Origin of the sequence: Streptomyces sp. A5-4 (genome assembly GCF_051131715.1) — a bacterium.
In the GTDB taxonomy this organism is placed as follows: Bacteria; Actinomycetota; Actinomycetes; order Streptomycetales; family Streptomycetaceae; genus Streptomyces.
Genome location: NZ_CP178591.1, coordinates 1,626,992 through 1,646,374 on the forward strand (window position 1 = coordinate 1,626,992; position 19,383 = coordinate 1,646,374).

The window sequence follows — 19,383 nt, forward strand, 5'->3', positions numbered from 1 at the left end:
GCGCTCGGGGAAGGCGGTGCGCGCGTTCATCGGGGCGGCGACGCCAGGGGTGCGCTGACATGGTCGGCGCCGGACCACCGGTCGTCGTCGTCCAACCACGCAGACCGCGCCTGCACTGCACCGAATGCCACCAGGGCCCGCTCCCCCTCCTCGTCCTGGAGCACAACGCCCCGCACTGCCTGGACTGCGCGGACCTCGGCCACCTCAGCTACCTCCCGCGCGGCAACGCGGCTCTCACGCGCCGCGCCCGGGAGGCCAGTTCGCTGTGGGCGGTGGTCCTGCGCCACAACAGCCGCCGTACGCGTTACGAACGCCAGGGCATCCTCGTCGAGGAGCGGGCCCTGCTCCGGGCGGAGGCCGCCTGCCTGGCGGACGCCGACGCCCGCGCCCGCCGCCGCGAACGGGACGCGGCACGCCGCGCGGTCGAGGATGTCCGCTTCACCGCCACCCTGACCGCGGAGATTCTGCGCCTGTTCCCGTGCTGCCCGCCGGTCCGGGCCGAGGCGGTCGCCACGCACACCTCGCTCCGGGGCAGCGGCCGGGTGGGCCGCAGCGCGGCGGGCCGCTCCCTGGACGAGGGCGCGGTGACGGCCGCGGTGCGGGCGGCGGTACGGCACGACGACACGGCGTACGACGCGCTGCTGATGAGCGGCGTACGGCGTGACGAGGCGCGGCGGCGGATGGCGGGGGCGATCGAGACGGTGCTGGCGGCGTGGCGGAGGCCTAACCCTCCGCGCGGTAGTCCTGGACACTCCGGCCGACGCGACGCTTGACCAACTCGGGCAATTGTCCGGCCAGTTCATCCGCGATCGCGGGCACGTCGAGGGTGAGCAGCCGCCGGTCCCGCATGAGGACGCGCCCGTCGACGATGGTGGTCAGCACGTCACTGGAGCGCGCGCTGTGCACCCGGGTGGCGGCGATGTCGTGCGGCGGCCGGGTGTGGGGCCCGGTGAGGTCCACCAGGATCAGATCGGCCCGGTGCCCGGCCGCGAGCGCGCCCACGACACCCTCCAGGCCAATGGCGCGGGCGCTCTGACGAGTCGCGTGGTCGAGCGCCTGGCGCGCGGTCATCCAGGTCGGATCGGCCTCGAAGGACTTCTGCACCAGCGCGGTGAGGGTCATGCTCTCCCACACATCGAGGGTGTTGTTCGAGGCGGCGCCGTCCGTCGCCAGACCGACCGGGATCCCGATGGAGCGCAGCGCGCGGATGGGCGTGGTGCCCCAGCCGAACTTCAGATTGCCCCTGGGGGCGGTCGCGACGGCAATGCGGCCGCTGCCGTTTTGAAGCACCGCCAGGTCCTCGTCCCTGATGCCGGTGCCGTGCGCGATGAGGAGGTTCACGTCCAACAGCCCCGCACGTGCGAGCACTTGCATGGGTGAGACCCCGTACCGCTCCAGGCTGCTGTCGGTCTGCGCCCGATTCTCGGCGGCATGAATGTGAACGGGAAGCCCGTGTTCGTGGGCGAGTTCGGCGGTGGCCGCCAGATCGGCGTCGTCGACGGTGTACGGCGCGTGGGGAGCCAGCGAGGTGGTGATCCGCCCACCGGCAGCGCCCCGCAGCCGAAGCGCGAACTCCACTGACCGTGCACGCCCTTCGGCCCCCTGACTGGAGAAGAAGGCCGACCCGAGGTTGGCCCGCAGCCCGCTCGCGACGACCGCGGCGGCGACCCGGTCCATGGCGAAGTAGTGGTCGGCGAAGGAGGTGACACCACCACGGATCATCTCGGCGCAGGCCAGCGACGCACCCAGTTCGACCACGGGGTCGGTGAGGTTGCTCTCCATGGGCCAGATCCAGTCGTTGAACCACTCCTCGGCGGCCATGTCCTCCGCGATGCCCCGCAGCGCCACCATCGGCGAGTGGGTATGGCAGTTGATGAACCCGGGCATGGCGAGCTGCCCGCGCGCGTCGATCCGCTCGGCGGACGGCAGATCGGCGACGTCCTGGGCGGACGTGACGGCCTGGATGACTCCGTCGCGTACGACAACGGCGGCGTCCTCGACGAAGTCGATCCCACCGTCCCCGCCCGCCCCGGGCACCAGGGCGGTACAGCCCGTAATAACAAGATCGGCGGGCATCCGGCGCCTCCTCGGTCCGCCCTGCTCGGGGCCTACCCGGAACAGGATCAAAAAATGGGGCCCCGAACAGGCCCTCATCGGCACGTGATCAGCCTCCCCCATGGGCAGCCCTCTGTCATGAAGGATCGCCCCCTGCTGCTCCTGGACGTGGACGGCCCGCTGAACCCGTACTTCGCCCGCCTCCCCCGCCTGCGCGGCTACACCACCCGCCGCCTCCACCCGGCCAACTGGCTTTCCCGCCAGACTCCCGGCTCCCGCGCCCACCGCCGCGGGCTGCGCATCCGCCTGCACCCCGGCCACGGGGCACTCCTCTCGGCGCTCCCGTACGAGCTGGTCTGGGCCACCACGTGGATGCACGAGGCCAACGAACTGATCGCCCCGGTCATCGGCCTCCCCGACACCCTCCCGGTGATCGAGTGGCCGGAGCTGTTCGGCAAGGACCCGGACGGCCTGTACTGGAAGACCCGCCCACTCCTGAAGTGGGCGGTGGGACGCCCGTTCGTCTGGGTCGACGACATGATCACGGATCTGGACACGGCGTACGTCGCGGCCCACCACGACGCTCCGGCGCTGCTGCTGCGCATTCATCCGCGCCACGGTCTGCGGAAGGCGGACTTTGTTGCGCTGACGCGGTGGGCGGAGGAGCTCTAGCCCCACGACTGCTCGCTCCGGATGCCCAACGGGTCCGCATTACGCGCGCGGACCGCGACGGCGTCTGGTCCATGGCCGTCACGTGGCGCGGGACCGCGGCCGACCTGTCCACTCCACCCACGCCACCCGCGCCACCCGCGCCGGGCCGTACGACGACGCCCGCTCGGAGTGCTTTCGGTCAGCGCCTGCCGTCGGGGCGCGCTGCTCGTCCCGCGTAGGAACGGCTCCGCCGGGGCACCGAGCTGCCGGGGCTCCTCGGCTCGTCGGGCCCGACCCGGCGGAGCGAACACCCGGAACCGGCCATTGAACAGGGCCTGCCGCCATTGGCATGGACCTGCCCAGCTTCCTCGGCTACGCTCCGGCCGGGTGGAATATGAGAGCGCTCTCATCCGCCTGATCGCTCTCATCCGCCTGCTGTTCCGCCCCACGCTGCTGGAACAACAGAAGGGCCAATACCTTGAGACGCACCACAGTCATACGCACCGGTCTGTCCGCCATCCTCCTCCTCGGTACCTGGGCAACCGCCGGGCTCGCCCCGGCCGCGGCCGCGACACCGGAGCCGACCACCACCCCACCGGCCTCCACCGGCCTACTCAGCGCCATGCAGAGGGACTTGGGCCTGACGCAGAGCCAGGCCAAGGCAAGGCTGAAGGCCGAGAAGACGGCAACCGCACTCGAAGGCGACGCGCGGCGCGCCGCGGGCGCGTCGTACGGCGGCTCCTGGTTCGACGCGGACAGCGGAAAGCTGACCGTCGCCGTGAACGGCGCCGAAAGGGCCGACGACGTGCGCGCGACAGGCGCCACGGTCCGGCTGGTGACGCACAGCGCGAGGGAGCTCGACGCCGTCAAGACGCGGATCGACTCGCTGTCCGCGCCGGCCGGGGTGAGCAGCTGGCACGTGGATCCCGAAGCCGGTCGGGTCGTGCTGAACATCGTCGCCTCGGCGCGGGACGACAACGATGTCCAGAGCTTCGTCGAGCAGGCCCGCAAAGCCGGCCCGGTGAAGGTCGAGGAGACCTCCCAGGCCCCGACCACCTTCGCCGCCGGGACCGTGGGCGGCGACCCGTACTACACGGGGAACGTCCGGTGCTCCATCGGCTTCTCCGTGCACGGCGGCTTCGTCACCGCCGGACACTGCGGCTCGGCGGGCGCCTCCGTGCGCGGCTGGGACAACTCCGCCATCGGCAACTTCCAGGGCTCGTCCTTCCCGGGCAACGACTACGCCTGGGTGAGCGTCGGCAGCGGCTGGTGGACCGTTCCGGTGGTCCTCGGCTGGGGCACGGTCCCCGACCAACTGGTCCGCGGCTCCGCCGAGGCCCCCGTCGGCGCCTCGGTCTGCCGGTCCGGCTCCACGACGCACTGGCACTGCGGCAGGGTCCTGGCCAAGAACGAGACCGTCAACTACAGCCAGGGCGCGGTCCACCAGATGACCAAGACCAGCGTCTGCGCCGAGGGTGGCGACTCGGGCGGCTCCTTCATCAGCGGCGACCAGGCACAGGGCGTGACCTCCGGCGGCTGGGGCAACTGCGGCAGCGGCGGCGAGACCTGGCACCAGCCGATCAACGAGATCCTCGGCCGGTACGGTCTGCGACTGCACACGGCTTAGGACTGCGGACGCGCCTGGGCCCGCACCCGGCCCGACCGCCTGACGCAAGACCCCGTAGCACCCCCGCGGGCACCCGTCGCGACAAGGGTCCGGCCACGTCCGGTCCCCCTCCCCTTGCCGCGGCGGGATTTCCCTTGCCGTGACCCGCACGGTCCATCCGCTGCACACCCCCGGGCTTTTCGCAGCCGCACCTCACCAGCCTCAACACTCACCCCACGAGTGCCATTTACCGATACGGGCGGATTGGCCTTCGGTGCCTGGATAGGCTCCACCTCACGCTCCTGAGGGGGGAGCCTCATCTCATCGTTCCAGGGAGCGCGTACGGCCGGCCGTCCAGCCTCGCGCTCCGGCCTGTGGGGGGTCTTCCGTGCACGAAATGGTCAAGGGTTCCAACGTCGGTGTCAGCACGCTCAGCGACAACGCCGACTCCGTCATCATCAGTCTGAGCTGGAGCAGCCCGAGCGGTGAGGGCGATGCCGACGTATCGGTGCTGCTGCTCGGCGGGAACGGCAAGGTTCGCCACAACGACGACTTCTTCTTCTACAACAACCCCGCCGCGTCGGACGGCAGCGTGCAACTCCTCGGGCTCACGCCCACGGAGAACGGCACTGAGGACCGGATCAAACTCGACCTCTCCGTCCTGCCCGCCGAAATCGACCGGGTGGTCGTCGCCGCGAGCCGCCATCAGCGGGCGGCGTTCGGCGAGTTGGAGAACATCCGGCTCGTGCTCACCGACGGCAGCGGTGAGGGTGTCCTCGGCTTCTCCATCACGGATGCGAGTGTGGAGAGCGCTTTCGTGTTCGGTGAAATGTACCGGCGCGACGACGCATGGAAGTTCCGTGCCGTGGGGCAGGGGTACGAAACCGGACTCGCGGGGCTCGCGACCGACTACGGCATCGAGATCGACGAGGACGAGGACGACGATCAGGACACCGAGGCACAGGACGCGGAAGTCCAGGACGCGGAAACCGCCGCGCAGTCGCGCGTTGGGATCGCCGCGACGGCGCAGGCAACGCGAGCGGAACCCGCGCGTACGGAAGCCACGCATGCCGAGCCGGTCGTCGGCGCCCCCGCAACCGTGGTGCCGTCGGCCGCAGTCCCCGCTCAGCCCGCAGCCCGGTCCGTACCCGAATCGGCCCGGCCCCCGGCCCCCGCGCAGCGTCTGCGCACCGCGAAGAAGAAGGTCGCCCCGCCCAAGGTCGCGAAGCCCTCGCTCGCCGAGAACGACTCCTGGCGCAGCGCACGGCTGTTCCCCGCGTCCTCCCTGAAGAGCGACCACGAACGCGAGATGCGGGCGACCTCCATCCTGCTGTCCGTCATGGCCCAGGTCCCCAAGTTCGGGCATCGCCTCACCGCCGGTTTCGGCGCGCCCGCCGGCCGCATGGAGACCTTCACCGAGGTCTCCCTTCCGAACGGGGACAGCCCGAGGCGGCCGGACGGCATCATCCGCGTCGAGCGTGCGGGCAAACTGTGGACCGCCCTGGTGGAGACCAAGACCAACGGCAACCCCCTCAAGGCCGAGCAGATCCAGGCCTATATGGACATCGCGGCCCGGCGCGGATACGAAGCCGTCATCACGCTGTCCAACGATGTGGCTCTGGAGGGCAGCCCACTGGTCGATGTGAGGATCGACGGCCGCCGCAAGCACAAGGTCGCCCTCTGGCACCTGTCCTGGGCGGAAGTCACCCACCAGGCCCAGATGTTGATCAACCACGAGGGCGTACGCCACGAGTCGCAGGCCTGGCTCCTGCGCGAGCTGCTCCACTACCTTCAGCACGACAACTCCGGGTGTCACGGCTTCCAGAACATGGGCCCGGCCTGGGTCCCCGTGCGCAGAGGGATCGACGAGGAGACCCTGTGCGCCGGGGACGCCCGCACCGTGCTCGTCGTGGAGAGCTGGGAGCGGCTGATCCGGCAGGTGTGTCTGCGGCTCGGTGGTGAGATCGGCGAGAAGGTCGTTCCCGTCCAGCGCGCCAGGCGCGGCACGGACCCCGGGTCGCGCCGGGTCGCACTCGCGGACCGTCTCTGCGAGGACGGGCTGCTGCACGCGGAGGTGCGGATAGAGGGGGCGCCGGGCATTCTGCTGATCACTGCCGACCTCCGGTTGAGCAGGCTCCGCACCTCCATCGAGGTCCCGGCCCCGGAGCTGGGATACCCCCTCACCTGGGTGAAACGGCTGGTGAAGCAGTTGGGTGAGGCTCCGGCGGATCTGCACGTCCAGACGCTCGTCGAGGGCGACGGGACCGGGCCGCGCAGCACGCTGGAGAAGCTGCGGCCGGAACCCGGCGATCTCCTGCCGAAGGACGGCAGCCAGATCACCGGCTTCCGGTTGTCGCTCTCCAAGGGGATCGGCAGCACGCGGGGCAACGCGGAGTCCGGGTTCATCCGCAGCGTGGATTCTGCTGTCGACCGTTTCTACTTGAGCGTGGTGACACAGGTCGTGGCACAGGCACAGGGGGAGAAGCGAACGGCGCAGCGCGGCCGAAACACTGCCTCGGCCGGTGTCCCGGCCTGACCTCGCATCAGGCCGGTCCCGGTCCCCCGCACTTCCCCTGTGTCTCGTGCACCGCGTACGTCTCGTGCACCGCGTACGTCTCGTACACCGCTGTTCGTGCGCCGTCCTTCAGTCGTCCAGCAGGGCGCTGAGCGCACCCACCGGGTCCGCGTCCGGGGTGCCCGTCGGCCACCAGTCGTCGGTGCCCGGGTCCGATTCGTACGGGTACCAGCGGTCGTCGTGGCCGAGCCGGAGCTGGATGCCGCGCTCCGCGTCGCTGAGGCGGTTGCGGTGGGGGCGCAGGCGGGGGAGACGCGCGGCGGACAGGGCCGGGCCCGCCCGGTCGAAGGGGCCCGCCGGCGGGTCCCAGGGCGCTTCCAGGACCGCCAGACCCGGGCGACCGCCCTGCTGCCAGGCCGCTACCGCACGGGCCAGGTCGGTGGGGGTGCGGCCGGTCGCGGACGCGAGGGCGGCGTACAGGCCGCGGGTGGCGGCGGTGAGGCCCGAGCCGGGCTGCGCGGCGGCCAGCCGGACCGCGTCCTGCCACGCGGTGAGCGCTGCGATGGGGTCCTCACCGGTGGTGAGGAGGGTGTGGGCGCGGGCCGCGGCGTCCGTCACCAGGAGGTCCAGAGCGAGCGGGTCCGGGGCGCCGCGCGAGCCGGGGTACGCCGCCGAGGCGTGGCTGGGGTGCACGGGCACCGGCAACGGACCCGGGAGCGCCGGGAGTGTGCGCGGGGCCAGGGCGGTGTCGGCGGGGATCCCGGGGAAGGGCGGCGGTGCGGGCCTTTCGCGCGCCGAGTGGGCCACGTTGCGGCGGGCGAGGTCGTCGAGGAGGTCACGCTCGGCCCGGCCGCGCATCAGCAGCAGCACGAACGGATCGTTGTCCAGGAGACGGGCGGTCTCGTAGCAGAGGGCGGCGGCGTGCTTGCAGGGGTGGCCGTGGTCCGGGCAGGAGCAGGACGGGGCGAGGTCTCCCGGGACGGGCAGCAGGTCCACGCCGGCCTCGGCCGCCGACTCCACCAGGGAGTGCGGCATGTCCTTGTCGAGGAGGGCAGCCATGTGCCCGGGGTCGGCCGCCGCCGTGGTCAGGAAGCGGTCCCAGTCGTCGTCGGGCAGCACACGAAGGCGGATCTCCGTACGGTACGGGCGGGGCCTGCTGCCGCGGACGTACGTGATGATCCGGCCCGGCGCGACACTGATCGCGCCGACGTTCCCCTCGCCGGCGTAACTGCGGCCGCGGGCCAGGCGGCCCGGGTCCAGGGAGAGCGCTTCGAGTGCCTCGATCCAGGCGGCGCCCCACCAGCTGACGCTCATGCCCCCGCTCCCGCCCCCGCCGATGCTTGCGTCCGCTCCGGTGCTCATGCGGGCCTCCGCAGGGACACCAGGTCCGCCAGCTCGCGGTCGGTGAGCTCGGTCAGGGCGGCCTCCCCGCCGCCGCCGAGAACCGCGTCGGCCAACGCCCGCTTAGACGCGATCAGTTCGGCGATACGGTCCTCCACCGTGCCTTCCGCGATCAGGCGGTGCACCTGCACCGGCTGGGTCTGGCCGATGCGGTAGGCGCGGTCGGTGGCCTGGTCCTCCACGGCCGGGTTCCACCAGCGGTCGTAGTGGATGACATGGGCGGCCCTGGTGAGGTTCAGGCCGGTGCCCGCCGCTTTCAGGGAGAGCAGGAAGACGGGGACCTCGGCGGACTGGAAGCGGTCCACCATTTCCTCGCGCCGCGCGATGGGCGTTCCGCCGTGCAGGAGTTGGGTGCCGACGGCGCGGGCCGCCAGGTGGTCGGCGAGGATGCGGGCCATCGTCACGTACTGGGTGAAGACCAGGACGGAGCCGCCCTCCGACAGGATCGTGTCGAGGAGCTCGTCGAGCAGTTCGAGCTTTCCCGAGCGGTCGGCGAGGCGTCTGGTGTCCTCCTTCAGATACTGCGCCGGGTGGTTGCAGATCTGCTTGAGGGAGGAAAGGAGTTTCATGACGAGGCCGCGGCGGGCGATGCCTTCCGATGCCTCGATGACCGCCATGGATTCGCGGACGGCCGCTTCATAGAGCGAGGCCTGCTCGCGCGTGAGCGAGACGGCGTGGTCGGTCTCCGTCTTCGGCGGCAGCTCGGGCACGATGCCCGGGTCGGACTTCTTGCGGCGCAGGAGGAACGGGCGGACCAGGCGGGCAAGGCGCTCGGAGGCGTCCTGGTCCTCGCCGCTCTCCACCAGCCGCGCGTGCCGGGCCCGGAAGGATTTGAGCGGGCCGAGCAGCCCGGGGGTGGTCCAGTCGAGGAGGGCCCACAGCTCGGAGAGGTTGTTCTCCACGGGGGTGCCCGTCAGCGCGATGCGTGCGGGGGCAGGGATGGTGCGCAGCGCCTTGGCGGTCGACGAGTAGGGGTTCTTGACGTGCTGTGCCTCGTCGGCGACGACCATCCCCCAGGCCTGAGTGGCGAGCTCGGGTGCGCTCGTACGCATCGTCCCGTACGTCGTGAGGACGAAGCCGCCGTCGAGCGGGTCGAGGTCGTCGAGGGTCCGTGTCGTGCCGTGGAAGCGGCGGACCGGGACGCCCGGCGCGAAGCGGGTGATCTCGCGTTGCCAATTCCCCAGGAGGGAGGCGGGGCAGACCACCAGGGTGGGCTCGGGGCGGGCCCGACGCAGATGCAGCGCGATGACCGTGATCGTCTTGCCCAGGCCCATGTCGTCGGCGAGACAGCCGCCCAGGCCGAGTGCGGTCATCTGGTCGAGCCAGGCGAGACCGCGTAGCTGGTAGTCGCGCAGGGTGGCGTCGAGGCCGGCCGGCTGGGCGACCGGCAGGGCGCCGGCCGCCGTGTCACCGGCTTCGGCGATGAGTCGGTTACGGACGGCGGCCAGGGCGCCGACGGGGATCGCGTCGACCTGCTCGCCGTCGACCTCCGCACTGCCGGTGAGCGCCACGACGAGCGCGTCGACCGGGGCCAGCAGGCCCAACTCCCGCTTGCGCGCCTTGCGTACGAGCGCCGGGTCGACCACCACCCACTGGTCGCGCAGCCTTACGATCGGGCGGTGCGCCTCGGCGAGCGTGTCCATGTCGGACTCGCTGAGCTCCTCACCACCGAGCGCCAGCTGCCAGCTGAAGGCGAACAGCTCCTGCGCGTCGAAGAAGGAAGTGCCGTCGGTTGCCGAGCCGGGGGCGGCGCGCACCACCGCGGTCGCCGAGAGCGTACGGGCCAGCTCCCTGGGCCAGTGGACGGCGACGCCCGCCGCAGCGAGCTTGGCCGCCGCCGGACCGAGCAGGTCGTACAGCTCGTCCTCCGACAGCGGCAGTACGTCGGGAACGGGGCGCTCCAGGAGCCGCCCGAGCGGAGGCCAGACGCGCGCCGCCCGGCGAAGCGCCAGCACCGCGTCGATCCTGGCCCGCGGGCCGAAACCGTCGCTTCCGCCGCCCGCCCACAGGGCGGCGGCGTCGATGACATGGGTGGGGTCGGCCAGGCTGTGCACCTGGACCAGGGCGGTGCCGGCGCGGCGCTTCACCGGGGCATCGGCGGCGTCGCTGTCCGCGTCGTAATCGCTCGGGTCCTGACGGGCCGCATCCTGACCGGCCGCCGTGTCCGCGTCGTCCGCACCCCCGTCGAAGAGCTCGAACTGCGACAGGTCCAGACGCAGCGACACCCGCACTCCCGCGTCCATCCCGGACGCGACCTCCGCCGCCCACTCCCGCAGGCCCGGCAGATGCTGCGCGGCGCGCGCCGCGAAGGGCGCGCCCACCGCGAAGGCGGCCGAAGGGGTCCGGGGCAGCGTGTCGGCGACCGCGTCGAGGAACGCCTTCACCAGCGCTTCGGGCTCGGGGAGCTGGAGCGGCGCACGGCCGGGGAGCGGCACCGCGTACGCCTCGGGGGGCATGGCCGCCGCGACGGCCCGCACCTGCGCGATGTCGTCGGCGTCGAGCGGTCCGGCCCGCCAGGCGTCGTGGTCGCCCGCGGTCAGGCCGGGCAACAGCCGGGCCCGCGCGGTCAGGTGCAGCGCGTGCAGCGCGGCGGCGCCCCAGCAGCGGGCGGCGGGGTGGGCCGCCGGGTCCTGCCGGGCGCGGGCCAGCAGCGGCAGCGCTTCGGTGATGGACATGAGCAGGGCGGGAACGGTGCGGCGGCGGACGGCGGCGCCGTGCCGGCGTACGACCGTGATCTCGGCGCTCGCGCCGGGCAGCGCGTCACCCTCCGGGTCCCAAAAGGCGACCTTGCCGTCGCGCGGCAGCTCGGCGGGCAGGAAGACTGCGGCAGCACGCCGGACCGAAGCGAGCGAAACGGGAGCGCGCGGGGCCCCCGATGGCTGCTGCGTGCTGTCCACGTCGACTCCCCCGCCCCACTCGTGTGCTTGTGTCCCTGTACACGTGCGAGTCTACGGGCGGGGTCTGACAGCCGGTCTTCGCGATGCGGACCAGGTGGGGCGCGGCGCTCCAGCCGCGCCACCGGGCGGAGCGGGACCGGGGGAGCGGGATCGGGCGGAGCGCCGAGTCCTCAGCGGCCGGCCCGCCTTATCCCCGCCTGCCCCCTCCCGCGAACCAGAGCGGGCTGCCGGACCCGGCAGAGATCCGCCCTCTTCAGGTCTGCCTCTTCAGGTCTGTTCGCCGAAGTGCACGGAAAAGATCGTCCGCGCCTGGACGACATGGCCGTGCCGCACTCCCCCCTGATCGTGTTATGTACGTCGCCACGGCCCGGCCCGTCCTCGCCCGGCGCCAACTCCCCGAGCAGCGCGCGGAGTTCTGCCGCAGAGCTCCGGATCCGCCTGAAGTGCCCGGCGCAGCCGGGTGCGCCACTCCGCCTCCACGTCCGACACCGTCTGCTCGTCGCCCGCCTCCCGCGCGGCGGCCAGTTCGCCGCGCGACAGCTCTAGCTCGCCCTCGACCGTCTCCTCGTCGACCGCAGCACCGCCGCGTGAGAAGAACGCGGCGACGCGCCCGCGCACCTGCGACCAGGAATCCGTCACCATCTGTTGCACCAGCGCCGTCGCTCATGCCGTCGCCAGAGCCACCAACTCGGCTTCCATCGCGCCCCCTCAACCTGCGTCCTCGACCTGAGTCGGTCCGTACAGCTACCCCTTACACCGTAAAGAGATCCGTCGGTGCGTGCGGGCGAAAACCCACTTCGTAACAGCTCATGGCCCCGCGCGCCGCGCCGGACGAGGGGTCCGGCAGGGCGCGCGGGGCCATGAAGGCGACGGGCGGGCGGCTACGCGCGACGGCGTACCAGCGCGACGAGGTCCGCGTTGTGGTGGCGGCGGACCCAGGCGATGACGAGGAGCAGCGCCATCACGATCAGTGGCGTCGCCGCGTTCTGCCCGTCGAAGGCGGTGATCTGCGTGATGAACGCCCCGACCATCAGCCCGCTCAGGGCGAGCGCCGAGACGCCGGACAGAATCGGTATCACCAGGGCGATCGCACCGGCCAGTTCCAGGCCGCCCGTCAGGTACATGAACCAGTCGCCGAAGCCGATCTTGTCGAAGCTCTCGGCGGCCGAGGGGTGCGCGATCAGCTTGGGCAGCGCGCTGGGAACGGCGAAGAACAGGGCGAGTACGACCTGGAGCACACGCACGGCGATGTTCGACCGGCGGCCCGTCCCGGCCGGAGCCGACCCGGCGGCGGCAGCGGAAGCCGAAGTGGAAGCAGGGGTGGAAACAGGGGTGGAAGCGGCGGCTGGGGTGGTGGTGGCCTCGGACATCGTGGTCTCCCTCTGTGCAGCAGTGCGGTGCGTGCTCTTCAGAGATGTAGACCCGGCGGGCCCTCGGAACTCATCGGCCTGAGAGGCCATTTCCTCAACGGCTGCTCGTTCGGTCGGCCGAACGCTCCACGGTGGGGCGGCCTGTTCACGCCCCGCACACCTTGATGCTCCCTGTTCATGTCCTGCCGGCCGGACGACCATTCGATGCTCACGCTGCGCTTGCCATGTTCCCGACATCGAGAGGCTCTCCGTGCTCCGACACCGAACGCTCCGTTCGACCGCACTCGCCCTGAGCACCACGCTGACGGCGCTCGCCCTCGCCGCGCCGGCCGAGGCGCACGGGCCCGCCGCCGACCCGCTGCCCGCCGTCACCCCCCGGGCCGAGACCTCGGCGCTCCACGACGACGAGGCCGGGGGCAACGCCGACGCGGACGACCCGGCGATCTGGCGCAATACGAGCGATCCCGACCGCAGCCTGGTCATCGCCACCGCCAAGGAGGCGGGCCTGCGGGTGTACGACCTGGACGCGCGCCAGGTGCAGGCGATCCCGGCTCCCTCGACGGGCGCCGCGGGCGACGCTCCGGGGCGGTTCAACAACGTCGACCTCGTGACGGGCCTGCGCCTGTCGTCGGGTCGCGCCGATGTCGCCGTGACCAGTGACCGCGGCAACGACCGGCTGCGGGTCTACCGCATCGACCGCGACCGCCCCGGCGGCCCACTGACCGACATCACCGACCCGGCCGCCGCGCCGGTCTTCTCCGGCAGCCAGAGCGAGATCAACGACCAGCGGACGGCGTACGGCCTGGCCACCTGGACCGACCGCAGGACCGGGCGCTCCTACGCACTGGTCAGCCGGCGCGAGCGCACCGGTATCGCCCTGCTGGAACTCACCGCCACCGCGGGCGGCAAGGTCGGCTACCGCAAGGTCCGCACGCTCGACCTGCCGTCGGCCTTCCGGCTGCCGAACGGCGCCACCTGGTCCCCCTGCGCCGAGCCGGGTGAGCTTCCCCAGGTCGAAGGCATGGTCGTCGACCCGGACAACGGCATGCTGTACGCGGGCCAGGAGGACGTAGGCATCTGGCGGCTGCGCGCCGATCTCACAAGCGCGCCGCAACTCGTCGACAAGGTACGTGAATACGGCGTTCCGGGCGTCTACGACGAGGAGACCGAGGAGTGCGCCCCGGGGGCCGATCCCGGCTTCGGCGGGTCCCGGATCTCGTCCGACGTCGAGGGACTGACGCTGCTGACCGAGTCCGACGGTGACGGGTACCTTCTCTCGTCGAGCCAGGGCGACGACACCTTCGCCCTCTACGACCGTGAGCTCAAGGACAACAACGAGTACGAGGGCGGCTTCCGCGTCACCGCGGCGTCCAAGGCCCTCGACGGCTCTGAGGAGTGCGACGGGACGGCGGTGCTGAACGCTCCACTCGGCAGCAGGTATCCGCGCGGCCTCCTCGTCGTGCAGGACGGCCACAACACATCGGCGGACGGCGACGGCGGGCGGGAGTCCACGGACTTCAAGTTCGTGGACCTCGGCAGGGTCATGGACCGTATCGACGACTGATCAGGCCCTCGGCCACGGCTGTCGACGAGCTGGGGACGACGGTCGACGTGGTGAGCGCCGGGTGCGGAACGCCGCGCGGGCGCTCACCGCGGGCGGGCGGCTGTTCGCACCCGGTCGCGAGTCCTCACGCGAGTCACAGCGCGACCCGGCACAGGGTTCATTGCGCGTCGGAGTCGAACCGCGCCGCCGCCAGATACTCCGGCTTCGGGTCCAGGGCGGCGGCCAGCCGGAAGTGGCGCTTGGCCTGATCCGGGCGGGCCACCCGCTCGTACGTCCGCGCCAGGGCGAAGTGGGCGAAGGCGTTGTCCGGTTCGCGCTCCAGGACGAGCTGGAACTCAAGCTCGGCCAGCCGCAGTTGGGCCGCGGCGAAGAAGGCGCGGGCACGCAGGAGCCGAGCTGCCGTGTTTTCCGGGTGGACCGCTATCACGGAGTCGAGGAGCTTGACGGCACCCCGCGGATCGCGCGTGGCGAGCAACTGCTCCGCCGCGCGGTAGTCGATGATGTGGGTTTCCGGGCTGCGTTCGGACACGCTGACATCCTTCCCCTCGCCTCACACTTTCAACGGTCGGCACGGCATGTCATATTCCGTGGGCCGACCGCGGCCTAGCTCCCTGGGGCGGCGGTCCGCCCGGCGCGCCCGGTCAGCTCGGCCCAGACCTTGCGGACCTGTGGCTCCAGCGCCTCCAACGGCCCGTCGTTGTCGACGACCAGGTCGGCGATCTCCAGGCGTTGCTCGCGGCTCGCCTGCGCAGCCATCCGGCTGCGGGCCTCGTCCTCGGTCATGCCACGCAGTCGCACGAGCCGCGCCAACTGGGTCGCCGCTGACGCGTCCACGACAATCACCAGGTCGTACAGCGGGGCCAGTGCGTTCTCCGTGAGCAGGGGTACGTCGTGGATGACGACGGCGTCCGCGTCCGCGCCGCCCTCCAGCTCCGCGGAGCGGGCGCCGACCAGGGGGTGGACGATCGCGTTCAGCGTCGCCAGACGGGCCGGGTCGGCGAAGACGATCGAGCCGAGCTTCGGACGGTCCAGTGTCCCGTCGGCGGCGAGGATGTCCTGGCCGAAGGCCTCCACGACGGCCGCGAGTCCGGGGGTTCCCGGCGCGACGACCTCCCGGGCGATCTTGTCGGCGTCGATCAGTACCGCCCCGTACGAGACGAGCATGCGCGACACTTCGCTCTTGCCGGCGCCGATACCGCCGGTCAGGCCCACTTTCAGCATGCGCGAAAGCTTAAGGGGAGCCTGCGGATCCGTTGGCTCCCCGGACCCTCCGGTCCACTGGGGCTCCATCCAAGGCCCGTTCCTGGACCGGCAGTTCGAGCCCTGGAAACCGGACGGGCTGGGCGCTGCCGCAAGTGGCGGCGGCATCCAGCCCGTCCGGGACCCGGCAAACGCCTAGCCCTCGCCCTCCCGCTCGGCGAGGAAACGCTCGAATTCGAGGCCGATCTCGTCAGCCGACGGCAGATCGACCGCCTCCGCCACCAGATTGCCCCGCGTCTCCGCACCCGCCACCGCGTCGTACTGGTGCTCAAGCCCCTGCACGAGCGAGATGAGTTCCTCGTCGCCCTCGCCGATCTGCCGGGAGATCTCGTCCTGCGTCAGGCGGGCCTCCGTGCGCAGCGAGTGCGCGACCCCGGGCAGCACGAGCCCGGTCGCCGCCGTGATCGCCTCCAGAGTGGTCAACGCGGCGTCGGGGTACGACGAACGCGAGACGTAGTGCGGCACGTGCGCCGCGACACCGAGCACATCGTGTCCGGCCTCCGACAGGCGGTACTCCACGAGCGACTCCGCACTGCCGGGCACCTGTGCCTCGTCGAAGGGGCTCCGGTGCCCGGGCATGAGGTCGGTGCGGTTGCCGTGCGGGGTGATGCCGACCGGGCGGGTGTGCGGGACGCCCATCGGAATGCCGTGGAAGTTCACCGAGAGCCGCACACCGAGGCGCTCGACGACCTGACGCACGGCGAGGGAGAACCGCTCCCACTCCACGTCCGGCTCGGGGCCGGAGAGCAGCAGAAAAGGGGCACCTGTCGCGTCCTGCACCAGGCGGACGTCGATCGCCGGGGTCTCGTACTCCGCCCACTTGTCGCGCCGGAAGGTCAGGAGGGGGCGGCGGGCCCGATAGTCCACCAGCCTGTCGTGATCGAAGCGGGCCACGACCTGGTTGGGAAGTGTGTCCAGCAGCTTCTCGACGATCTGATCGCCGGTCTCACCCGCATCGATGTAGCCGTCGAAGTGGTAGAGCATGACCAGTCCGGCCGATTCCTGGGCCAGCGCCATGTCGACGACGGCCAGACCCTTCGGCTCCCATGCGTACAGATCCTGCGGTTCAAGCACGATTACCGCTCCTCCTCGTGTTCCTACTGGAGAACAGGCCGTGCGGCGCGGGCATTCCCTGAACACGCCGGTCACCTGCCGGACACCGGGGCGGAAGTGGCGGAAAACGAAGCAGGGCCCGCTCTCCAGGAGAGCGGGCCCTGCTCGTCAGCTACTCGGCTTTACGCCGACGCGCTGCTCAGCGATTCAGCTCTGGCCGCCGGCCAGCTTCTCGCGGAGCGCCGCCAGTGCCTCGTCCGACGCCAGGGCGCCGGAGTTGTCCGCCGACTCCGAGGAGTACGAACCGGCGCTGCTGCTGCCGCCACCAGCACCGCTGGAGGCTGCCGGGGTGCCACCGGCGGGGGCTGCAGCGCCCTCGGCGGCAGCGGCCTCGTCGGCCTCGCGGGACTTGATGACCTGAGCCTGGTGCTGCTCGAAGCGCGTCTGCGCCTCGGCGTACTGGGTCTCCCACACCTCACGCTGGGACTCGAAGCCCTCGAGCCAGTCGTTGGTCTCGGGGTCGAAGCCCTCGGGGTAGATGTAGTTCCCCTGGTCGTCGTACGACGCGGCCATGCCGTACAGGGTCGGGTCGAACTCGACCGACGCCGGGTCGCCACCGAATGCCTCGTTGGCCTGCTTCAGCGAGAGGCTGATGCGGCGACGCTCAAGGTCGATGTCGATGACCTTGACGAAGATCTCGTCGTTGACCTGGACGACCTGCTCCGGGATCTCCACGTGGCGCTCGGCCAGCTCGGAGATGTGGACCAGACCCTCGATGCCCTCGTCGACGCGAACGAACGCGCCGAACGGAACGAGCTTCGTGACCTTACCGGGAACAACCTGCCCGATCTGGTGCGTACGGGCGAACTGCTGCCACGGGTCTTCCTGCGTCGCCTTGAGCGACAGCGAGACGCGCTCGCGGTCCATGTCGACGTCGAGGACCTCGACGGTGACTTCCTGGCCGACCTCGACAACCTCGGAGGGGTGGTCGATGTGCTTCCAGGAAAGCTCGGAGACGTGCACAAGACCGTCGACGCCACCGAGGTCCACGAACGCACCGAAGTTGACGATCGAGGAAACGACGCCGGAGCGGACCTGGCCCTTCTGCAGGGTCGTAAGGAAGGTCTGACGGACCTCGCTCTGGGTCTGCTCGAGCCAGGCACGGCGGGACAGGACCACGTTGTTGCGGTTCTTGTCCAGCTCGATGATCTTGGCTTCGAGCTCCTTGCCCACGTAGGGCTGGAGGTCGCGGACGCGGCGCATCTCGACGAGGGAAGCCGGCAGGAAGCCACGGAGGCCGATGTCGAGGATGAGACCACCCTTGACCACCTCGATGACGGTGCCGGTGACGATTCCGTCCTCTTCCTTGATCTTCTCGATCGTGCCCCAGGCGCGCTCGTACTGTGCGCGCTTCTTGGACAGGATGAGACGGCCTTCCTTGTCCTCCTTCTGGAGAACAAGAGCCTCGATCTCATCGCCCACGGCGACGACCTCATTGGGGTCGACGTCGTGCTTGATGGAAAGCTCGCGGGACGGGATGACGCCTTCGGTCTTGTAACCGATGTCGAGCAGGACCTCGTCCCGGTCGACCTTCACGATGACGCCGTCGACGATGTCGCCGTCGTTGAAGTACTTGATCGTCTCGTCGATCGCGGCGAGGAAGGCTTCCTCGTTACCGATGTCGTTGACCGCTACCTGCGGGGTGGTGGAAGCGGTGGTCTCGGTGCTGCTCGTCATGTGGGTAAGGGCTCCGGTACGGACAGTAAGTCGTAGGTACTGCTACGCCGGGAGCCCGTATCGGCATCAGCTGCAGCCGGGCAGCCTAGGAGGCGCACTTTCCGAAGAACGGAAGCGCCTCGACAACCGAGGGGGCATACAACCGATGCAAGCGCAGCCTGCTCTGTCTGAGGTGCGCAGGCTCGCAGCGCAACTTGTAGCATACGGGGGCAGCCGAGCAGGGTCAATGCGCGAAGGCGCACACCCGGGGCGGAACACCCCATACCCGGCACACCTGGGCTTTCACGGGGCTTCAGCAGGCCACCCGGGCCGCTTCACACCCGGCAGCTCCAGGTCCGAGCGACCCTACGCAGACGAGACAGACGGGCGCAATGATCCACGAGGACGACACTTACGAGGCTCTCGACTCCTGCGCGGCGGACGACGCCGACGAGAGCGAGCCCACCCGGCGCGCAGCCGACGAGGCCGAGAGCAGCCGGGCCAGCCGGGGCTGGTGGGACCGGAACGCGGACGACTACCAGATCGAGCACGGCACCTTCCTGGGGGACGACCGTTTCGTGTGGTGCCCCGAGGGGCTCGACGAGATGGAGGCCGGCCTGCTGGGGCCGCTGGAGTCCCTCCAGGGGCTCGACGTCCTGGAGATCGGCGCGGGCGCGGCCCAGTGCTCGCGCTGGCTCGCGGCGCAGGGCGCGCGCCCGGTGGCGCTGGACCTCTCCCACCGGCAGCTCCAGCACGCGCTGCGCATCGGCGGCGACATCCCGCTGGTGCAGGCCGACGCGGGGAAGCTGCCCTTCCAGGACGGCTCCTTCGACCTCGCGTGCTCCGCGTACGGGGCGGTGCCCTTCGTCGCCGACCCGGTGGAGGTCTTCCGCGAGGTGCGGCGGGTCCTGCGGCCCGGCGGCCGCTGGGTCTTCTCCGTCACGCACCCGGTCCGCTGGGCCTTCCCCGACGAGCCCGGCCCCGAGGGCCTCTCCGTGTCCGCGTCCTATTTCGACCGGACGCCGTACGTCGAGCAGGACGACGAGGGCCGCGCGGTGTACGTCGAGCACCACAGGACGGTCGGCGACCGGGTCCGCGACGTGGTGGCGGGCGGCTTCACCCTGGTCGACCTGGTCGAGCCGCGGTGGCCCGCGTGGAACACGCAGGAGTGGGGCGGCTGGTCCCCCCTGCGCGGCAACCTGATCCCGGGCACGGCGATCTTCGTCTGCGAACGGGACTGAGGGTGCGGGGGCGGGCGGCCCGCCCCCGCACCCGTCCCAGGCACGACACTGGGG

Annotated in this window: 15 protein-coding genes; 6 read left to right on the plus strand and 9 right to left on the minus strand. The window is 71.1% G+C overall.

The features are described 5' to 3' along the window. Nucleotides 1–59: 59 nt before the first annotated feature. Complete coding sequence (locus tag ACLLJJ_RS07540; protein ID WP_434588494.1) at nt 60–773, plus strand: DUF2293 domain-containing protein; 714 nt, start codon at nt 60–62, stop codon at nt 771–773. Here the strand turns inward: ACLLJJ_RS07540 and ACLLJJ_RS07545 are convergent. Then, nucleotides 724–2,076, minus strand: a complete 1,353-nt coding sequence (locus ACLLJJ_RS07545) for an amidohydrolase (protein ID WP_434588495.1) — start codon at nt 2,074–2,076, stop codon at nt 724–726. The genes ACLLJJ_RS07540 and ACLLJJ_RS07545 overlap by 50 nt on opposite strands. Nucleotides 2,077–2,193: 117 nt before the next feature. Here ACLLJJ_RS07545 and ACLLJJ_RS07550 point away from each other — a divergent pair, with 117 nt between their 5' ends. The 3 genes from ACLLJJ_RS07550 (at nt 2,194) to ACLLJJ_RS07560 (ending at nt 6,848) form a co-directional block, all read left to right on the plus strand. Then, complete coding sequence (locus ACLLJJ_RS07550) at nt 2,194–2,727, plus strand: hypothetical protein (RefSeq protein WP_434588496.1); 534 nt, start codon at nt 2,194–2,196, stop codon at nt 2,725–2,727. A 457-nt stretch (nt 2,728–3,184) separates the two neighbouring features. Beyond that, the gene (locus ACLLJJ_RS07555; RefSeq protein WP_434588497.1) at nt 3,185–4,333 is read left to right on the plus strand and encodes a S1 family peptidase; all 1,149 of its coding nucleotides are present in this window, start codon (nt 3,185–3,187) and stop codon (nt 4,331–4,333) included. A gap of 376 nt (nt 4,334–4,709) precedes the next feature. After that, nucleotides 4,710–6,848, plus strand: a complete 2,139-nt coding sequence (locus tag ACLLJJ_RS07560; protein WP_434600333.1) for a TerD family protein — start codon at nt 4,710–4,712, stop codon at nt 6,846–6,848. A gap of 108 nt (nt 6,849–6,956) precedes the next feature. On the opposite strand, the gene ACLLJJ_RS07565 is transcribed toward ACLLJJ_RS07560, so the two are convergent. The 4 genes from ACLLJJ_RS07565 to ACLLJJ_RS07580 form a co-directional block, all read right to left on the minus strand. After that, a complete protein-coding gene (locus ACLLJJ_RS07565; RefSeq protein WP_434588498.1) occupies nt 6,957–8,189 on the minus strand; it encodes an SWIM zinc finger family protein in 1,233 nt (410 codons plus the stop codon). Beyond that, the gene (locus tag ACLLJJ_RS07570; RefSeq protein ID WP_434588499.1) at nt 8,186–11,125 is read right to left on the minus strand and encodes a DEAD/DEAH box helicase; all 2,940 of its coding nucleotides are present in this window, start codon (nt 11,123–11,125) and stop codon (nt 8,186–8,188) included. The genes ACLLJJ_RS07565 and ACLLJJ_RS07570 overlap by 4 nt, the downstream gene beginning before the upstream one ends. 348 nt (nt 11,126–11,473) lie before the next feature. Then, entirely contained in the window at nt 11,474–11,767 is a 294-nt protein-coding gene (locus ACLLJJ_RS07575) for a hypothetical protein (protein ID WP_434588500.1), read from the minus strand. Nucleotides 11,768–12,006: 239 nt separating this feature from the next. Beyond that, on the minus strand, nt 12,007–12,495 hold the full coding sequence (locus ACLLJJ_RS07580; protein ID WP_434588501.1) for a DoxX family protein: 489 nt from the start codon (nt 12,493–12,495) through the stop codon (nt 12,007–12,009). 250 nt (nt 12,496–12,745) lie between these two features. Here ACLLJJ_RS07580 and ACLLJJ_RS07585 point away from each other — a divergent pair, with 250 nt between their 5' ends. Beyond that, nucleotides 12,746–14,059, plus strand: coding sequence for a phytase (locus tag ACLLJJ_RS07585; RefSeq protein WP_434588502.1), 1,314 nt, complete (start codon nt 12,746–12,748; stop codon nt 14,057–14,059). Nucleotides 14,060–14,216: 157 nt separating this feature from the next. Here ACLLJJ_RS07585 and ACLLJJ_RS07590 read toward each other — a convergent pair whose 3' ends face one another. The 4 genes from ACLLJJ_RS07590 to rpsA all read right to left on the minus strand — a co-directional run bounded on the left by ACLLJJ_RS07590 (nt 14,217) and on the right by rpsA (nt 18,109). Beyond that, on the minus strand, nt 14,217–14,588 hold the full coding sequence (locus tag ACLLJJ_RS07590) for a tetratricopeptide repeat protein (RefSeq protein WP_434588503.1): 372 nt from the start codon (nt 14,586–14,588) through the stop codon (nt 14,217–14,219). 74 nt (nt 14,589–14,662) lie between these two features. Then, nucleotides 14,663–15,280 (minus strand): dephospho-CoA kinase, encoded by a 618-nt coding sequence (coaE, locus tag ACLLJJ_RS07595; RefSeq protein ID WP_434588504.1) that lies wholly within the window; start codon nt 15,278–15,280, stop codon nt 14,663–14,665. A 174-nt stretch (nt 15,281–15,454) separates the two neighbouring features. Further along, a complete protein-coding gene (locus tag ACLLJJ_RS07600) occupies nt 15,455–16,393 on the minus strand; it encodes a PAC2 family protein (protein ID WP_434588505.1) in 939 nt (312 codons plus the stop codon). 186 nt (nt 16,394–16,579) lie between these two features. Next, nucleotides 16,580–18,109, minus strand: coding sequence for a 30S ribosomal protein S1 (gene rpsA, locus ACLLJJ_RS07605; protein WP_434588506.1), 1,530 nt, complete (start codon nt 18,107–18,109; stop codon nt 16,580–16,582). A 371-nt stretch (nt 18,110–18,480) separates the two neighbouring features. On the opposite strand from rpsA, the gene ACLLJJ_RS07610 reads away from it, so the two are divergent. Beyond that, complete coding sequence (locus tag ACLLJJ_RS07610) at nt 18,481–19,329, plus strand: class I SAM-dependent methyltransferase (RefSeq protein WP_434588507.1); 849 nt, start codon at nt 18,481–18,483, stop codon at nt 19,327–19,329. Nucleotides 19,330–19,383 lie beyond the last annotated feature (54 nt).

Bases quoted from the DNA above. Each gene is read 5' to 3' on its own strand.
- ACLLJJ_RS07540 (WP_434588494.1), top strand. From the start codon at position 60: ATGGTCGGCGCCGGACCACCGGTCGTCGTCGTCCAACCACGCAGACCG.
- ACLLJJ_RS07545 (WP_434588495.1), bottom strand. From the start codon at position 2,076: ATGCCCGCCGATCTTGTTATTACGGGCTGTACCGCCCTGGTGCCCGGG.
- ACLLJJ_RS07550 (WP_434588496.1), top strand. From the start codon at position 2,194: ATGAAGGATCGCCCCCTGCTGCTCCTGGACGTGGACGGCCCGCTGAAC.
- ACLLJJ_RS07560 (WP_434600333.1), top strand. From the start codon at position 4,710: ATGGTCAAGGGTTCCAACGTCGGTGTCAGCACGCTCAGCGACAACGCC.
- ACLLJJ_RS07565 (WP_434588498.1), bottom strand. From the start codon at position 8,189: ATGAGCACCGGAGCGGACGCAAGCATCGGCGGGGGCGGGAGCGGGGGC.
- ACLLJJ_RS07575 (WP_434588500.1), bottom strand. From the start codon at position 11,767: ATGGTGACGGATTCCTGGTCGCAGGTGCGCGGGCGCGTCGCCGCGTTC.
- ACLLJJ_RS07580 (WP_434588501.1), bottom strand. From the start codon at position 12,495: ATGTCCGAGGCCACCACCACCCCAGCCGCCGCTTCCACCCCTGTTTCC.
- coaE (WP_434588504.1), bottom strand. From the start codon at position 15,280: ATGCTGAAAGTGGGCCTGACCGGCGGTATCGGCGCCGGCAAGAGCGAA.
- rpsA (WP_434588506.1), bottom strand. From the start codon at position 18,109: ATGACGAGCAGCACCGAGACCACCGCTTCCACCACCCCGCAGGTAGCG.
- ACLLJJ_RS07610 (WP_434588507.1), top strand. From the start codon at position 18,481: ATGATCCACGAGGACGACACTTACGAGGCTCTCGACTCCTGCGCGGCG.